This window comes from Pantoea sp. E956-1, from assembly GCF_982223955.1.
The window spans coordinates 68,001-84,774 of sequence record NZ_CEUYZP010000014.1; the positions used below are offsets into that span (position 1 = coordinate 68,001).

Below are 16,774 nucleotides of genomic sequence, written 5' to 3' on the forward strand. Positions count from 1 at the left end.
AAGATCACGGCGCATTGCCGGACGCAGTACGAATCGTCCAGCCTCGTATAAAGGATTGTTTAGCGTTTCGATGGTCCTGATAAGCAACAGCAGAAAATGATTAAGCGGTAATAATGATACTCAGTAAGCAGGGAGTTGTGCAGATGACGCGATATTTATTGTCGCCGGGCATGATAACAACGCCATCCGGTCGCTGAAAATAACGGGGCAGGCTCTGCCCCGTTTATCATTACGTTAAAAACAGGTGTAGAACAGTTAAATAAAGCCCGCATTATTAATAAGAAACTTTGCATCAGCCTTATCTTTTAAGCGAATTTAACGCCAGAACGCTTTAATATAAGAACGGCTGCTGAGTCTTTTAATAAAATGATACGGACAGGTAAAGCGACGCCCATCCCACTCCAGATTAAACCACTGAAATTCATCATCTTTAATTTTCTCCAGCAGGGTCATTGCCTGCATAGGCGTCTGAAAAGCATAAGCTTTCATCACGCCCTCTTTGGTGCATAAATCAATATGAACCATGTAACCCCCGGTGTTAAAAAGATCGGACATTTTATAATTATTGAACAACCTCTCTAGCATAATCTATTTATAGGCTGCCGTTTATCTGATTCCGTAATATTTAACCAGAAACTGCTTATCTGTTTCTGATTTAAATTTTGGGCAAGTTAGTCTTATTCCATCAATTAATTTGACCATGAATGCAAAATCCAGCCTGAACCGAATAGATTGTTACCCATACTTTCAATTCAGCTCAGAGGGTGGCGACAATTAGCGATGTCAGAGAATGATGTCTGTCTGCTCATATTGTCAGCATTGCACCGTCTGACAGCTCCAGCAGTGCTGTCATGCAGAACCGGGGTAATGGTGCTGGCTGACAGGTTGAGATGGTCATAAACAGACCACTTCGTTTACACTCTCATCAGCCTCATCTGCAATCCGGCAACGGGTCAGATGTACTGCGGAGAGAGGCAGGCGATCACTGACGGCGGGCAATAAGGAATCTTATGCTGGATTATATGGTATCGCTCTACCGTACTGTTCCTGTCTCATCTGAACGTCTCAGCGACTGGCTTGCCAGCTGGCTGGCACAGCAGCAGATACGATGCCACGATCATCATTTTTCCGCCGCCTTTCCATGGCGTGAAACCGGCCTGCCCCAGCACGCATTTTTGCAGCGTGAACTGACGATAAACGGCCAGCGTTATCTCACCGGGCCACGCTATCTCGGTGGCGATCCTGCACAGCCCTTTATTGAGGTTGTTGCACGTGATGGCATCATTGATTACAGAGTCGCTAGTGCCATTATGCAGGCGTGGCAGCCGCTAAAACCGCTAAAGCTGCGTATCCTGGTGCCTGCGACTTATCCTGACATCGGTATAACCGATCAACTGCTTTTCCTCAGCGATCTGGCGTCACTCTCTGTTCCTGTCGACGAGGAGGTTTCACTGGTGACAGCCTGTCGGAAAGATTATCCCACCTGTATCACGGCGATTAACCGCGCCTATCATGCCAGCTGGCATACGCTGCCGCATCTGCGTGATCAGCTACTGGCAACCAGCAGGCAGGAATTACGAGAGGATATCGCCGCAGAACATGTGTTTCTGATTATCTGGCAGGACACAGTGGCAGGGGTGATGATTTGTGTCCCCCGACGACTGACCTTTATTGAGGGGTTTCAGATTATGGATGAAGTGATAATGCCCGCTTATCAGGGCCGTGGACTCGCCGCGCGCGCTCAGCAGCGTTTGCTGCAGCAGCTTCATCATCATTATGGTGATAAGGCGCTGTTGACCGGTACCATTCTGCCCGGCAACACCCCTTCTCTGCGAAGCGCGCAAAATGCCGGGCGACGCTGCGTGCTGAAATATCAGTTTTTTACCCCCGCCGATTTACGTCCTGGCCTTGTGATAATTTAAATTACCACAAGGCCAGCTCAATCAACTTATCCTGCACGCGGTAAACGCGCTGCTTCAGGCTGAGGCTCTCGTCTGCGCTGATCCATTTTGCCTCAAATGCAGCATTAATTTTTTCCAGTGCGATTTTAGTGCTGATTTTCAGACCTTCGTGCCAGTTCACACCTGAACGGCTTGCCGCCTGCTTTTCCAGGTTCTTAACTAACTCCGCGACGCTTTCACCACCGGTAGTCGCTTCATATACAGTCATATCACCCTCTTTTTGCTGCTAAAAAAACCGCCACACTCGCGGAACACATTATACCTGAACCCTGATCGGCATGGCGCTTCATGTGCGCACGACCTGGCATCCCTTCTGGTAGTGCGGATATTTGCAGAGAGGCACGGCTTCGCTCGCAAAATTCCGCTAGCTGTTCTTTACTCAGATTCAATGATTTTCGTTCCACTGAGAGAGCTATCGGAGGACGCTTTGACTACAACACCTCAGACAACCGCCAGTGATAATACCCTGACACTGCGGCGCTGGATCACTGTCGGGTTGCCCGCCACTGAGCTTTTTGCCCTGTGGCTTGAGCCCGATACCCTGCCCCGCATTATGAGCCACTTTGCCAGCGTGAAACCGGTTAATAAAAGCGATGCTCACTGGCAGATTGAAGGGCCATTTGGTAAGCACTACCGCTGGGAAACCCGCATTGTTGAAGCGCAGCCAGGCGAAATTATTGTCTGGCGCTCGCTGGAAGGTGCTGACATTCCTAACGAAGGTGAATTGCGTCTTCGCCCTGCCCCGGGTGAATGGGGGACTGAACTGGCTCTGACGTTGCACTTCACCCCACCGGGTGGCGCACTGGGAAAAAAGGTGACGACGTTTTTTGATCTGTTGCCGAAAGAGGTGGCCAGCAAAGCGTTACATCGCTTTAAGAGTCTGGCTGAGACCGGTGAGATCCCCACGCTGCAGGGGCAGCCTGCCGGTCGTCATGCCGGACATCAGGATAAGGAGAAATAAATGCGCGCACTCTGCTGGAATGGCGTCAACGATTTAAGCGTTGAAACCGTGGCCGATCCTGGCCTGCTCAATCCTCACGATGCCATTATTCGCGTCAGGCTCACCACCACCTGCGGTTCCGATCTGCATGTTATTGATGGCCTGATTCCGGGTATGCGGGAAGGCGACATCCTGGGCCATGAATTCATGGGAGAAGTGGTGGAGGTCGGCAGCGCGGTCAACAATATCCGACGCGGTGATCGGGTGGTGGTACCCTCCTTTATCTCATGTGGTTCCTGCTGGTATTGCCAGCATCAGTTGCCCTCCTGTTGTGACAATACCCATCCGCAGTGGGAGAAAGGAGAAACGGTGCTGGGTCACGCGACCGGTGGCATATACGCTTACAGTCACGCGTTTGGTGGCTATGCAGGCTCACACGCAGAATATGTTCGCGTGCCTTTTGCGGACAATGATTGCTTCGTCGTCCCTGAGGGCGTAACCGATGAGCAGGCGCTTTTCCTCTCCGATGCGACGCCCACCGGCTACATGGGCGCCGATTTCTGTAATATTCATCCGGGTGACACGGTGGTGGTCTGGGGCTGTGGCGGCGTCGGCCTGATGGCACAGCAAAGCGCCTGGCTGATGGGTGCTCATCAGGTCATCGGTATCGATCGCTATCCGGAGCGACTGGCGATGGCGCGCGACTACGCCGGCAGCATCACGCTGAATTACACGGAGGTCGATATCAACGAAGCGCTGCTGGAGTTAACCGGCGGACGCGGCCCGGACAGCTGTATTGATGCTGTTGGTATGGAAGCACGTGGCGAGGGATTAAGTCAGGTCTACGACAAGACCAAACAGATGCTGCATCTTGAAACGGACGTGGGCGCAGCATTACGGCAGGCGATGTATGTGTGCCGCAAAGGCGGCAACATCGCCATTCTGGGGGTGTACGGCGTCATGGATAAGTTTCCGCTGGGGCTGATGATCAATAAGAGTCTGACCATTCGTACCGCCCAGCAGCATGGGCAACGCTACATGCACCGTCTGCTTGAACATGTTGCCCGAAACGAACTCAACCCGGCTTTCATGGCGACGCATCGCTTTCCGCTGGAAGAGGCGCCGCGGGGCTATGAGATGTTTAAACATAAAGAAGATGGCTGCGTTCGTGCCGTGTTTGTTCCCTGATACCCGGTCTGTCCTGACTCCGCAAAACCCGATTCGGGCGGCTGTGCCGCCCGGCTAAACCGCAGTTTATCTTCGCAGATGATCCCATCATACGCCGGATGCTCTTAATCGAATTATGATAGCCGGTAACGACCTGACCGGACTGAAATCAACCGGGAAGAATGGCATACCAATATGAAGCTTTCATGAATTTAAAGCGAAAAACCGGATTTAAATGAACAACATGCCAGTATCAGGCTGGCTCAGGCCTCTGTTCACATTTTGAAAACAAAATAATCACACCTAGTTATTTTTTCATGCGTAAATTAGTGCCAGTTTTCATTTATGGAGCAGGCAAATGACGCACTTTGTGGCAATTTTTTTCTCTTCACTGTTTATGTGCAGTAACGTTTTTGCAGGTTCGGTTTCATCTGTTTCTCTTGGATCCCTCTCTTCCGCGCTCAATGAACGGATGCAGGTGATGAAAGCGGTGGCGGGTTATAAAGCACTGCATCATTTACCTATCGAGGATCTGCCACGGGAACAGGTGGTGCTGGATAATATGCTGCAAAACGCACAACAGGCCGGGCTTGAACCCCACTCCGTGGAGCCGTTTGTTCACGCTTTGATGAACGCCAGCAAGGCGATCCAGTATCGCTATCGGGCTGACTGGCTCTCAGCACCAGACAGCACTGTTCCTGTCAGGGATCTGACCGAGACCAGACAGCAGATACAACAACTGGATACCCAGCTCCTGACGGCGATCAGCCAGCGTCTGATGACCGGCACTTTCGCGCAGGAGGACAAAGCGTTTCTGATGTCACAACTCACAGCGCCCCACCTCAGCGAAAATGATAAAAACAGCCTTTTTGCAGCCCTCTCCCGCATTCAGCGTTTGCATTAATACTCAGACAGCGGAGTGAGCTATGCAGCTTCATGAACTTATGAATCCCGATTACGCTGACAATCCTTTTCTGCTTTATCGGAAACTTCATCGGCAGGGACCGCTTATCCCTGCCGGAGATAAAATCATCATCAGCGGCAGTCATACGGTGGTGGACGCCCTGCTGAACGATCGGCGGGTCGGTAAGAACTATATGGAGAGTGTCAGGCTGAGATTTGGTGATGACGCCGCCGACATGCCGCTGTTTCAGGGGATCAGCAGAATGTTTCTGGTGCTGAATCCACCCGATCATAACCGGTTAAGAGGACTGGTTATGAAGGCGTTCAGCGCCCGGGAGATTAAAACCTTCAGAGAGATGGCGCTGACGGTAGCCCATGAGCTGGTGGATGCAATCACAGACCATCGCACCTGCGATCTGGTTCAGGCATTCGCTTTTCCGCTACCGGTGCGCATTATCTGCAGAATGCTGGATATCTCTGAGTCTGACGCGCCTGAACTGAGCCATCTTACCTCTGCGCTGGTCAGGGTTTTCGATCCTCAAATCAGCCAGACGGATTTGCAGAAAGCCGCTAAAGCTTTTGCCGTGCTGGAAAATTACTTCAGTGCAGTGATCGTCTCCCGTCGTGACAGCTCTGCCAGCGATCTGGTGTCGCTTTTTCTGCGCAGCGGCAGCGATGGAGACCGGCTAAGTCACGATGAGATCATCGCCAATGTGATACTGCTGTTTCTTGCCGGTCATGAGACCACATCAAATATGCTCTGCAACACGATTCTGGCCCTGCATGACCATCCGCAGGAACTGGCATGCCTGAAGCAGAATCATGCGCTGATACCCGATGCCATTCAGGAATGTCTGCGTTACGACAGTTCGGTCCAGATGCTTTACCGCACCACGCTGGAAGAGCTTAAGGTAGCAGGTCAGGTAATCCCACCCGGAACCCGCTTCTTTCTCAGTCTGGGCGCAGCCAATCACGATCCGCTGGTCTTTACTTCGCCAGAGCGGGTGAATATCCGGCGGCATGAAGGACGCTGTCTGGCATTCGGGGGCGGGATCCATCACTGCATGGGCTACCGGCTGGCACTGGCGGAAATGGAGGTGGCGCTGGAAGTATTGCTGACAAGATTACCAGAGATGCGGCCCGTGACCGCCGGCGTTCGCCGCAATCACAGGGCCAATCTGCGCGGTGTCAGCGCCCTTCCGGTCGAGTGGTAACGTCAGGCTAATCGCCGGGCCAGAAACGCCCGGCGATTAGCCGCGCAGCCGCAGCGTGGCGGGCAGGATAAGCTGGCTGTTGACCGGATCCTCCCCCGCGATCATCGTAGTCAGCATCGAGAAACAGGCCTGCGCCAGTGCCGGAACATTCTGCTCTACCGTGTCGACTGGAATAGAGAGTGAATCATAGAGATAGTGGTCATCAAAACTGGCGATACGGATGTCGCTGTTCAGCAGGTTATGCTCACTCATGTAGCGTAGCACCCCCTCAAGCAGACCGCAGGCGGCGGTAAACATCGCTTTGGGTGGTCGTCCCAGCTGGCGACAGAGCGCGGCAAACATCTCGTAGCCACTGCCGGGATGATAGTTACCCTGAATGATCCACTCCGGCTGCAACGTCACACCTGCCCGCGTCAGTCCCTCTCTGAATCCCGCCAGACGATCCTGGGTCGGGGAGAGATCCGACTGTCCGCCCATAAAGTAGATCTCTTCCGGACAGGCGCGCGCCAGCTTTTCGACCAGCTCAGCGGTGGGCGTCACCGAGTCGGTGATGACCCAGGGCAGCCTGGTATTGTTCATGTGGCGGTCAAACAGCAGCACCGGCAGCTGTTCGCTGAGGCTGACATAGTCGCTGTCGTTCAGCATACTGGAGGCAACAATCAGCCCGTCGACCTGACGCGCCACCAGGTTATTGACCACGGCCATCTCCTGGCCGGCATTTTCGTCAGTGCAGGAGATCAGCAGCTGCAGACCAGCCGCGCGGCAGAGATTTTCCAGCGCATGGGAAAAGGCCGCAAAGCCGTGGTTGGTAATTTCCGGCACTACCAGCCCCAGCGTGTGACTGCGGGCGTCATGCAGCATCCGGGCGTGGATGCTGGGCTGATAATGGTGTTCCCGGGCCAGTGTCAGAACCCGCTCACGCGTCTCCTTCGCCACCCGTAACTCTTCGCCACGGCCGTTGAGCACCAGGCTGGCAGTGGCTTTAGAAACCCCCGCCAGCCCGGCGATGTCACTGATGGTAACGCGTTTTGTTTTTCTCACAGCAAGGCATCGGTTAGTGAAACAAGGGTTTATTCTACCATGCAGCGACGCAACGACCAGTAGCGGGCCTGCAGTTCTGCGCGCCCGCGCAGGGTCAGCAGCGCCGGATGGTCCGGGAAATAACGGCTGCTCATCACCCCTTCCCCGTCGTTGATGAAGATCTCAACGCTGGAGTGGTCGCACAGGATCTGCAACCGGCACGCAGCCCCTGTCCAGTAACGATAGGTCCATTGACCCGATACCAGGCTGCGACGGGCAAGCCGCAGTTCATTCTGCTGCCACGTCAGGATCAGTGTATCGGCGAAATTCAGTTCGATGTCGCCCTGGCTCTCCAGCTCCAGCTCCAGCCGCTGTACGGCGATCGGCGGCGCATCATCGGCACGGCCCTGATAGTGCTGCTCCCTCTCCCGCAGCGCCTGCAGTTCTGCAATCGGCTGCTGACAGAGCCGGCCATTGCGGGAGCTAAGCTCGCGCAGACAGGTCATCTGGTGGATCCAGCGATGTGCCACGGTTGGCTGGGCCATCTCTTCCCCGTCTGGCGTTCCCATCCAGCCCACCAGCAGACGCCGACCGTCAGCGGTCAGCGTAGTTTGTGGTGCATAAAATTCAAATCCGGCATCCAGTTCGTTCAGCGGACCGTGCTGGTATACAGGGTGCTGATAATCCAGCGAGCCACTCAGCCAGGCACAGGCGTGACTGTTCAGATAGCGCTTCTCTTCCGGCATAACACCCTGCGGACAGCAGATCAGATACGTGCTGTCGCCGAGCGTGAACATATCCGGGCACTCCCACATGTAGCCTGCGGCGTCGAGCCCGCCCAGTTTGCTGCCCGCAATCTCGCCGAGGTTCTGCCACTCCCGCAGATTTTCAGAACGCAATAGCAGTACCCTGCCCTGCAGCTGCGTATTCTGCGCAGCCAGCACCATGTACCAGTGCTCGTCGTGACGCCAGACTTTAGGGTCGCGAACGTGACCGGTATAGCCCTCCGGCACGGCGATAACCGGACCGAGTTTATCAAAACCACCCGCGCTGTTCTGTTGCGCCAGGCACTGCCACGCGGTGCGCGAGCCATCATCAAACTTCACATTCCCGGTGTAGATCAGTGTCAGTACACCGTTATCGTCTACCGCGCTGCCGGAGTAGCAGCCGCTGCGGTCATACTCCTCATCCGGCATCAGGGCGATGGGCTGATGCTCCCAGTGCAGCAGATCGGCTGAGCGCCAGTGTCCCCAGCATTTGTGCTGATGCGCACAGCCCAGCGCGTTCCACTGGTAGAAGAGATGATAATAACCGTCGAAGTGGATGAAGCCGTTGGGATCGTTTAGCAGCCCGGTTACCGGTGCCAGATGCCAGCCAGGATAGTGGCTGTCACTGAGCGCTTTTGGCATACCCTGCATCACTGCCTGCAGAATGGCGGCAAGACGTGTTGATGAGGCCATTATTCAGAATCCGTTTTGTATTTAAGCAGGTAAGAGATCACAAACGCTGTGGTGAACGCGATGGCGATGCCAATGACATAGTTGAGCAGAGAGCCAGCCTGGACAATCGCCATGCCCGGCAGACCGGTCAGCCCGACCGCGGTCATATACACGTGTACTGATACGACCCAGGCTCCACCCAGCGCGCCACCGACTAATCCGGCGATAAAGGGTTTCATAAACCGCAGGTTAATACCAAAGATAGCCGCCTCGGTGATCCCCAGCAGCGCTGAAAATGCGGAGGGCAACGAAATGGCTTTGATTTTCGCATCGCGGGTTTTAAACCACACTGCCAGACAGGCACCGCCCTGAGCCACGTTCGCCATCGCCCAGATAGGCAGCAGGAAGTTCACACCGATGGAAGGATTGCCCAGCAGTCCGGCTTCGATAGCATGAAAACTGTGATGGACGCCGGTAATCACAATGACCGAATAGAGTCCACCAAACACCAGTCCCGCCAGCCAGCCAGCGTGCGCAATCAGGGTGCTGAGAATAAAGGAGATGCCATCACCCAGCATACGACCCGCCGGACCGATAATCAGCAGTGCGATAAAGCCGGAGATAATCACCGTCAGGAACGGGGTCAGGATCAGATCCAGCGCATCCGGAATAACCCGACGCAGCTGCTTTTCCAGCATGCTCATAAACCACACCGCCAGCAGTACCGGGAACACCGTGCCCTGATAGCCAATCATGGCCACTTCAATGCCGAAGAAGTTCATGGTGTGGAAACCGGCGGCGACGCCCCAGGCGTTGGTCAGCGCCGGATGAGTGAGAATGCCTCCCAGTGTCGCACCAAGGAACGGGTTACCACCAAACTCGCGGGCAGCCGTAAAGCCAATCAGGATTGGCAGGATAATAAAGGCCGCCGAGCTGCACATATCCAGCATGATGTAGAGCGCATTTTCCGGATTGACCCAGCCATAGGTTTTGACCATCCCCAGCAGGCCCATCAGAAGACCCGATGCCACAATCGCCGGAATGATCGGCACAAAGATGTTCGACAACAGGCGGGCGATGCGCTGGAAAGGGTTGAGCTTACGTGCGGCTATATCAGCGGCCTCGGATTTGCTCGATTCACTGATGCCCGCTTCGGCGATAAAGGCAGCATAGACCTTGTTCACCACGCCGGTGCCGAAGATAACCTGAAGCTGGCCCGCATTGCGGAAGCAGCCTTTAACGCCCTCAATCCGGCCAATCGCGGTGGTATCCGCTTTTTCATCATCCGCCAGCACCAGCCGCAGCCGGGTGGCACAGTGAGCAGCGCTGGCGATGTTCTCTTTACCACCCAGCAGGGGCAGCAGTGCCCGCGATATTTTTACATAGTCCATACACACCTCAATCTTGTTATGTTTTTATCCATCCTGATCTCTGGCCCCGGTATCCGGGGCCGCCCGGTCAGAACCAGGTTTCCATCTGTACGCCGAAGTTCCATTCGCCACCGGCATCGAAGCTTTTACTGCCGAAAGCGTCGTCACTGGCATAGTTATCCAGCCGGTGATCCCAGTTCATCCAGGTTGCAAAGAGACGAATTTCCGGACGTTTGAGGAAGTCACCGACATCACCGGCTTTCAGGGTTGGCGCAACGGTGAGTTTGGTAAAGCTGCCACTGACCGCATTACGGTTGTTGTAGCCTTCGGGACGCAGATCCATGTACTGATAAGATCCTTCATACTGCATCTCGAAGTTCTGGGTGATTTCCTGAATCAACCGCAGGTTGACTGTCGCCCAGTCATAGCTGTCACCTTTGACATAACGATCGTCACTACGCTGAGCCAGTAAAGCAGGTGCAATGTGCCAGCCGCCGCCCAGCGGGGTAATACCGTAACTCGCCAGACGCCAGGTGTCCGCTTCCGGCAACAGTGCGCCATCAGAACCAATCGACTTCACCTCTGCGCCCAGGCCATGACCATAGAGCAGTGCAGTTTTCGACGTGCCTTCTGTCAGGCCATAGAAGCTGTCGTTATGCAGGCCCAGCAGCGCGTGAACACCGGTTTCCGCCGCATCGCTTTTAACTCTGAGGCCGTCGATATCCCGGCGGTCATCGTTATCTTTCGCCCGCATACCGCTGACCATCATCTGTACGGGGCCGACAAAGTTATTCAGCGACAGGATGTAGTTCTGCGCAGTGTTTTCATTGTTTTCAATGTCGCCAAAAGTACGGCCATACAGCGAAATGTTACTGCGCGCCTGATCGCTCCATTTCATGTCGTAAATACCGGCACCGGTGCCGGCAAGGAACACCACATCGGAGTCGATCCAGTGAATATCAAAGTTATCGCGATCAAAACGTTTACCGGCCCAGACCGTGGCGTTATCGAATGCGCCGCTGAAAGTGGGAAGCTGCCCGAGCTCGACAAACGCCTGACGCAGGTTGAGATCGCTGCTGGCGGCGGTCCAGTCGTTGTAGGTGCGCTGTCCATCGGCCAGCATCGCTTTGAAACGGGTGGTGGCGCCGTTGTCCAGCGTTTGCTTATGTTCGAGGTTGAGCTCCACGTAGGTATCCGGTTCATTGCCAAGACGCCCAACGTGGCCGCCGGTTTCCCCGGCAGGGGTAACGGTCGGGCCCCCCTGAGTTTTGGCGGCCGAGCTGTTCATCAGTAATCCTGATCGGGCATAACCGTGGAACTCGAAGCCACCTTCATCGGCTGATTTCTGTTCCAGTTTCGCGGTGCGCTGCGCGACCTCAGCGGTGGAGTTTTGGGTTTGTTGCTGCACGGCAGCCAGCTGCTGTGCCTGCTTCTCAGCCATCTGTGCCTGTTTCTCCGCGACCTGTGCCCGGGTTTCCGCTGCATTCGCTCGCTGCTCGGCTGCCTGCAGTCGCTGCTCCATGGCCGCAAGGCGTGCCTCAATGCTGCTCATACTGGAGTCGGCCCAGACTGATGTGGAAAGTAATATCGTTGAGAGACTCACTGCTAACGCGCTTTTTTTCATTTTTTATGTCCCTGAAGAGAGGCTATCATCACCGGATTTTTTGCTAAATCGGTTTAGGCGTAAATCATAGCCACGGGTAATTTCCCTGCGCAATGAAAATTGCTAAACCGGTTTAGTGATTGTGAGATAGCTCCCAAAACAGGGGCAATAATGATAATCAGCCTGGCAGGTCGTTCAGCTGGTGGAGCCGCGGAAGTGCTGTCATGGCTCCCTTAGCCGTGGTTGCCAGTGCACCGCAGCGTTGTGCGCTGGTAAGGCAGATGGCCAACTGCGATTCATCGGCAGGCAGACCTGACTTCGCCAGCCCCCAGAGTAATCCGGCCACAAAGGCGTCACCTGCGCCTGTGGTGTCGACGCTGACCACGGGCGAAGTAGCATAGTGGTATAGCTGGCCCTGATAGCAGGCAATTACCCCTTCCCTGCCCCGCGTGACCAGCAATAGTTTTATGCTGAATCGCGCCGCCAGCTTCGGCATGCTGTCAGTGGGTTCCTGATCCGGACAGAGAAAATCGAGTTCCTCGTCGGACAGTTTAACTACGTCTGCATGGCTCAGCGCCTCATTCACCACCGCATGCAGCAATTGCGGATCGGGCCAGAGGTCGTGACGCAGATTTAAATCGAAACTGACATGGCCGCCTGCTGCACGGATCTGCTTCATGGCGGTCAGAGTCGCTGCGCGTGAAGGTTCAGCTGATAAGGCAATAGAACAGCAGTGCAGCCACTCCCCGTGACGGAATACGGGCAGGTCTTGCGCCTCAAGAAACAAGTCAGCACTCGGCCTCACCATAAAGGTAAAGGACCGTTCTCCATGGTCATCCAGTCCGACCACTACGGTTGAAGTGCGGTGCTGTGTATCGGCGATCATGTAGCGGGTATCAACATTTTCTTCAGTGAGCGTCTGCCGCATAAACTCACCAAAGGGATCAGCGCCTATCCGGCCGATGAAAGCGCTATTTCCCTGCAGACGGGCAATTCCAACGGCGACATTGGCGGGTGCCCCGCCCGGACACTGCATCAGGCGACCCGGCATTTCGGGTAGCAGATCCACCACGGCATCCCCGAGGCACCATACACGTACAGACATAAAAACTCCTCTGATTAAACCTGAAAGCTAAACCGTTTTAGCTATAGCGTTAAATCGTGACGAGTTCAAGCTTTACCCTACTGAAGTGTTGGGTAATTAACACAAGACGTTATCTGACTCAGAAGCAGGATTCAGATATAGCGTTGCAAATGTGGGTGGATGGCAGAATAAAAAAAACCGGCACTGTGGCCGGTTCTGGTGTCAGAGAGGCGTAATAATCACTACTTCATCGTGGAGAGTATTTGTCTGATTGACGCATCAATCTGTTCAGCAATCTCTTTTGGCAGACGGCTGAATTCATACTGCACGGTGCGCTTCTCATCATTAGTTTTACGACGCGCATAGGTATTAGCTGTGGTAAAGGTAGCCAGCTTTTCCGTCACCGTCTTGCTGACGGGTGCAGGTTTCTTTAACTGGCGTCGGGCGCTTTTAAAGCCATTAAGAATCGCGCTTTTCTTCTCATCCGCATTGGCGCTTAGAAGAGAATCCTCGGCTTTTAGCGTTTGTTGAATCTCGCTGACCAGCGCGGAGACCTCAACTGCTTCCGCTTTCGCCTCTTCCCAGACATCAAGTAGCAACTGATAATCCTGAAGGGTCAGCTCAGAGACAACCGGGAAGAGTTCGATAAATTCAGCGGGTACGGCTGCGGCCTGGAACGCACGTGAGACCTTAGCGTTTGAGATGCCTTCTGCTTTAGCAATCTCTGTTTTGCTCATGCCATTTTCGTTCATCAGCATAAAGCGCAGACCTAATTCACGCAGGTTGTGCTCTTTCGCCGTCTGAATATCAGCCGCCAGCTGACGGGCATCACTGAGACTCAGTTCGTCCGCGGTGACCAGAACTTCCAGGCTGGCACCGGAAAGAATACACGCGGCGCGGCGACGCGAACCATCCATGATTTCTATCCGGTCACCGTTTACACGACCAATAGCCGGAAAAAACTGCTGCAGCGTAATGGTACGAGTGATTTCCTGAAGTGATTCCGGTGTCAGCGTGCTCTGGTCACGTCCGTTGATTTTAGGATCAACGCTGGTTTTGCTTTCAATATCATCATGCAGGATGAGCTGGCGCACAAAGGTGGCCTTTGCGCCCGACTTCAGCGTAAAGGTGCGCGACTGGCTGCTGCTGTCGATCATATTAGCTATAGCAGAATCACCAAATTTGCGGCCAATGCGCTGTATAGGTTTGCTCACAGGGTACTCCTGATATATTCAATGCGGTCAAACACAGCCCTTGAGAACTGCTCGGCTTCATATTTGGCTTTGCGCAGCGCGTCCGCGCTGCCCGGGTAAGAGGAGGGATTGGCACTGATTACGGTATCAAAAGATTCGCCGCAGCGCTCAAATCCATCCAGTCGCGGTAAGCTGCAATCCAGCATTGATTTAGTAAACACTTCCCGGGCATAGCTTTGCGAGGTCAGGTGATCGTGTTTAGAGGTCATTTTGGACATGAAGCCAATGTTGGCTTTAAGCCGGGGTTCAATGCCTTCGGACTCTATACGCTCCAGCATTTCCGGCAGGCGAGTCAGATACTTCATGGTGGAGTGGAAATCCACCTGCGCCGGGGGCGTCGGTGTCAGCAGTACGTCACTTGCCGCAATCGCATTCAGCATGAATGAATCAAGGTGAGGGCCGGTATCAAGGAAGATAAAATCGTAATCCCCTGCCAGTCGATCAATCACATTGCGGCGCAATACTTCTGAAGGCGCAACACCGGGGAGATGCTCAGCAACCAGCTCTTCCCAGTCGCTAGCAACAAAACCATCATCAATAGAGGCAGGGATCACATCCACGCCTGGCATTACGGTAGGTTTTATAAACTGTTTACGAAGCTGGTCTGCATCAAGATCGTTCAGCATAGCCTGCGCTGCTGTCTCAAGAACTGAACCGACACTGTTGGTATGGCTCAGGAACATCGTGCTTGATGCCTGAGGATCCAGATCAATAACCAGAATGCGCAGGTCATTGTGTAACATAGAAGGGTGTGCGCGCATACCGTGGGCAAGCGTTACGGTGCTGACTGTTTTCGAAACGCCCCCTTTAAGGCTGACAACGAAGATGACAAAGGGGCCGTCATGCCGGTCGCGATATTTCGGCACTTTGCGATGCTGATAAATATCGACCACATTCTGGATGGTCAGGGCATATTGTGAGGTGCTGCCGGTCTGTTTTTTACCAAACTGATAGCCTGCTGCTTCCATATCACCAATTGCGGCGACAACAGCATGCTTACTCAGTAAGGGCATGTTGGCGACAGCATTGCGGGAGAAGGTCTGGTAAAACCCAGTCTGATTGAATTCATGACGCTGCTGTTCAATGTGGTTACTCAGTCCATGCAACATGGAATTGGCACGTGTGGCCATTTCCAGCACTCCACCATAATCACGCTTCATAAGCCCCTCTGCGTTAATGTTTTTTGCATACTACACAAAAAGCACATACCTGCCAATTTTTTAGAAAAATGCCAAAAACCTGGATTTTTTGTCAGGAGCGGTGAGATGTAAGCACATTTCAATCGGGACTTTTGCGAAGTGAATCTCTCTGATATTTTTTGTCTTCTGACTGTTTGAGACAGAGAACGTAAGATGGCAACAGGAAACGAACATCTTAAGGACTCATGTTTCAGAACTGCACATTTCGATTTTGATAAATAATATGCCGTTCTGCGGGTTATTCGTTAGAGAATTTTTCGTGCTTTTTAAATGGTGTTTTCAGCATGAAAATTTAATAAAAAATATTATAAATCATGTAATTAAACGTGAAATAGCCTGGTGAAAAACTCTAAGACTAATGAATTTTTTACTCAGTATTTACAGCTGGCGGGGAATTTTACTTAGAAGTTATTACAGGTTTTTTTGAACCTCAAGAAGTAGGTATCACGGTAAAATGCGTTAAGTAATCGCTATCGCTATCAGTGCTAACTAAAGAGCACTGCTTCCAAAACTATGCCTTTTTTATACCTGGCCATTATGTAGCGTTGGTAATCAGCATTCCTGCCTGTGCGCATAATGTCAGGTGTTATTCCGCATAGGGCTTTTTATTGAAAGGCTTAGTCGAGCAAAGATGAGGATTTAATTCACTTAACATTTTGTGATGTCACGAATCAAAATAATGAAAGAGTAAAATTAATCATTTAAGAGCAGGAGCAGGCTCAATGCGGCAAGGCTTACAGCAATATTGATTTAGGTAAGTCACTATAATGTAAACGATACCGGACAGTCAGAATTAACGCTGTGCTGTGCTGACTTCAGATCCGGAGATTATCTTTTCATCTTCATCTTCATCTTCATCTTCATGTCATTCTTGCATTCCTGAAATTGCTTCCTTCACACCAGGCCTCTTTATAAGCTTTAGATATTCTACCGGGAATGTCATTTTGAGTTCTCTTTTAGTATGTCTGCCAGATTATGAGTACTGACAAAACAATGATATTGCGTTAAGTAAGCATCTCCTGGTGTTTTCATCATGAAAATGAAAAATAATTTATTATTTATCAAACAGATAGATGATTAATGTTATGGTGAGTTCTCTGTATTTTCACTGGCCGAGCTTCAGAAACCTCACCCGAACTCAGTAACCTTATATATTTAATGGTTATAGACGTATGCAACCTTCCTGTCTTACCTGTGCTCTGCTGCGTTAGATCGCTTTGACCGTAAAAAATTTTCTCAGCCGGGCTTCTGGTAAACCACACGTTCAGAACTGAAGGTGAAAATCACTTCTGACCGAGACTCTCAGCTAATTCTTTGTTTTGTGTGTTTATCCCCGTTATCCACAGGCCAGATCCAATTGGTCGATCCTCAATAGATCAAATTGAGATCCTTAACAGATCCCTGCATCGTCTGAACCCTTGTGACACAAGGCCTGGAAGGGGGTCAGTAACCACTGTAGCGAGAAGAATAACCACTATAACGAGTATAACAACCACTATAGCGAGAAAAGCAACCGCGCTGGCGAGTAATCAACAACCACTATAGCGAGTAAATGGCCTGAATCAGTGTGCATAACCCTGCTTATGTGTAGATGACGGCTTTTTACAGAATGCTTGCGATG

The 16,774-nt window shown here is 52.6% G+C and carries 14 protein-coding genes; 5 read left to right on the plus strand and 9 right to left on the minus strand.

Annotated elements, in window-relative coordinates; genetic code table 11:
- Nucleotides 1-315 precede the first annotated feature (315 nt).
- Nucleotides 316-525 (minus strand): hypothetical protein, encoded by a 210-nt coding sequence (locus AC0T7J_RS23050; protein ID WP_473797561.1) that lies wholly within the window; start codon nt 523-525, stop codon nt 316-318.
- A gap of 485 nt (nt 526-1,010) precedes the next feature.
- Here AC0T7J_RS23050 and AC0T7J_RS23055 point away from each other — a divergent pair, with 485 nt between their 5' ends.
- Nucleotides 1,011-1,922, plus strand: a complete 912-nt coding sequence (locus AC0T7J_RS23055; RefSeq protein ID WP_473797564.1) for a GNAT family N-acetyltransferase — start codon at nt 1,011-1,013, stop codon at nt 1,920-1,922.
- A gap of 1 nt (nt 1,923) precedes the next feature.
- Here AC0T7J_RS23055 and AC0T7J_RS23060 read toward each other — a convergent pair whose 3' ends face one another.
- Nucleotides 1,924-2,169 carry a hypothetical protein gene (locus AC0T7J_RS23060; RefSeq protein WP_473797567.1) on the minus strand — a complete coding sequence of 82 codons (246 nt, stop codon included), beginning with the start codon at nt 2,167-2,169 and terminating at the stop codon, nt 1,924-1,926.
- A 219-nt stretch (nt 2,170-2,388) separates the two neighbouring features.
- Here AC0T7J_RS23060 and AC0T7J_RS23065 point away from each other — a divergent pair, with 219 nt between their 5' ends.
- The 4 genes from AC0T7J_RS23065 to AC0T7J_RS23080 all read left to right on the plus strand — a co-directional run bounded on the left by AC0T7J_RS23065 (nt 2,389) and on the right by AC0T7J_RS23080 (nt 6,185).
- The gene (locus tag AC0T7J_RS23065; protein WP_473797571.1) at nt 2,389-2,922 is read left to right on the plus strand and encodes an SRPBCC family protein; all 534 of its coding nucleotides are present in this window, start codon (nt 2,389-2,391) and stop codon (nt 2,920-2,922) included.
- Nucleotides 2,923-4,089: a zinc-dependent alcohol dehydrogenase gene (locus AC0T7J_RS23070; protein WP_473797574.1), complete on the plus strand. Its 1,167-nt coding sequence runs from the start codon at nt 2,923-2,925 to the stop codon at nt 4,087-4,089.
- Nucleotides 4,090-4,426: 337 nt separating this feature from the next.
- On the plus strand, nt 4,427-4,972 hold the full coding sequence (locus tag AC0T7J_RS23075) for a chorismate mutase (RefSeq protein ID WP_473797577.1): 546 nt from the start codon (nt 4,427-4,429) through the stop codon (nt 4,970-4,972).
- Between the two features lie 22 nt (nt 4,973-4,994).
- Entirely contained in the window at nt 4,995-6,185 is a 1,191-nt protein-coding gene (locus tag AC0T7J_RS23080) for a cytochrome P450 (RefSeq protein WP_473797580.1), read from the plus strand.
- A gap of 36 nt (nt 6,186-6,221) precedes the next feature.
- On the opposite strand, the gene AC0T7J_RS23085 is transcribed toward AC0T7J_RS23080, so the two are convergent.
- The 7 genes from AC0T7J_RS23085 to AC0T7J_RS23115 form a co-directional block, all read right to left on the minus strand.
- A complete protein-coding gene (locus AC0T7J_RS23085) occupies nt 6,222-7,226 on the minus strand; it encodes a substrate-binding domain-containing protein (RefSeq protein ID WP_473797582.1) in 1,005 nt (334 codons plus the stop codon).
- A gap of 29 nt (nt 7,227-7,255) precedes the next feature.
- Complete coding sequence (locus tag AC0T7J_RS23090) at nt 7,256-8,665, minus strand: sucrose-6-phosphate hydrolase (RefSeq protein ID WP_473797585.1); 1,410 nt, start codon at nt 8,663-8,665, stop codon at nt 7,256-7,258.
- Complete coding sequence (locus AC0T7J_RS23095; RefSeq protein WP_010256928.1) at nt 8,665-10,035, minus strand: sucrose-specific PTS transporter subunit IIBC; 1,371 nt, start codon at nt 10,033-10,035, stop codon at nt 8,665-8,667. Before AC0T7J_RS23095 ends, AC0T7J_RS23090 begins: the two co-directional genes overlap by 1 nt.
- A 67-nt stretch (nt 10,036-10,102) precedes the next feature.
- The gene (locus tag AC0T7J_RS23100; RefSeq protein WP_473797588.1) at nt 10,103-11,638 is read right to left on the minus strand and encodes a carbohydrate porin; all 1,536 of its coding nucleotides are present in this window, start codon (nt 11,636-11,638) and stop codon (nt 10,103-10,105) included.
- Between the two features lie 157 nt (nt 11,639-11,795).
- Nucleotides 11,796-12,722, minus strand: a complete 927-nt coding sequence (locus AC0T7J_RS23105; RefSeq protein WP_473797591.1) for an aminoimidazole riboside kinase — start codon at nt 12,720-12,722, stop codon at nt 11,796-11,798.
- Nucleotides 12,723-12,943: 221 nt separating this feature from the next.
- Complete coding sequence (locus tag AC0T7J_RS23110) at nt 12,944-13,915, minus strand: ParB family protein (protein WP_473797594.1); 972 nt, start codon at nt 13,913-13,915, stop codon at nt 12,944-12,946.
- Nucleotides 13,912-15,114 (minus strand): AAA family ATPase, encoded by a 1,203-nt coding sequence (locus AC0T7J_RS23115; RefSeq protein ID WP_473797596.1) that lies wholly within the window; start codon nt 15,112-15,114, stop codon nt 13,912-13,914. Before AC0T7J_RS23115 ends, AC0T7J_RS23110 begins: the two co-directional genes overlap by 4 nt.
- Nucleotides 15,115-16,774 lie beyond the last annotated feature (1,660 nt).

Excerpts from the sequence above, each read along its gene's own strand:
- AC0T7J_RS23050 (WP_473797561.1), bottom strand. The coding sequence starts at position 525 with ATGGTTCATATTGATTTATGCACCAAAGAGGGCGTGATGAAAGCTTAT.
- AC0T7J_RS23055 (WP_473797564.1), top strand. The coding sequence starts at position 1,011 with ATGCTGGATTATATGGTATCGCTCTACCGTACTGTTCCTGTCTCATCT.
- AC0T7J_RS23060 (WP_473797567.1), bottom strand. The coding sequence starts at position 2,169 with ATGACTGTATATGAAGCGACTACCGGTGGTGAAAGCGTCGCGGAGTTA.
- AC0T7J_RS23070 (WP_473797574.1), top strand. The coding sequence starts at position 2,923 with ATGCGCGCACTCTGCTGGAATGGCGTCAACGATTTAAGCGTTGAAACC.
- AC0T7J_RS23075 (WP_473797577.1), top strand. The coding sequence starts at position 4,427 with ATGACGCACTTTGTGGCAATTTTTTTCTCTTCACTGTTTATGTGCAGT.
- AC0T7J_RS23080 (WP_473797580.1), top strand. The coding sequence starts at position 4,995 with ATGCAGCTTCATGAACTTATGAATCCCGATTACGCTGACAATCCTTTT.
- AC0T7J_RS23090 (WP_473797585.1), bottom strand. The coding sequence starts at position 8,665 with ATGGCCTCATCAACACGTCTTGCCGCCATTCTGCAGGCAGTGATGCAG.
- AC0T7J_RS23095 (WP_010256928.1), bottom strand. The coding sequence starts at position 10,035 with ATGGACTATGTAAAAATATCGCGGGCACTGCTGCCCCTGCTGGGTGGT.
- AC0T7J_RS23100 (WP_473797588.1), bottom strand. The coding sequence starts at position 11,638 with ATGAAAAAAAGCGCGTTAGCAGTGAGTCTCTCAACGATATTACTTTCC.
- AC0T7J_RS23105 (WP_473797591.1), bottom strand. The coding sequence starts at position 12,722 with ATGTCTGTACGTGTATGGTGCCTCGGGGATGCCGTGGTGGATCTGCTA.
- AC0T7J_RS23115 (WP_473797596.1), bottom strand. The coding sequence starts at position 15,114 with ATGAAGCGTGATTATGGTGGAGTGCTGGAAATGGCCACACGTGCCAAT.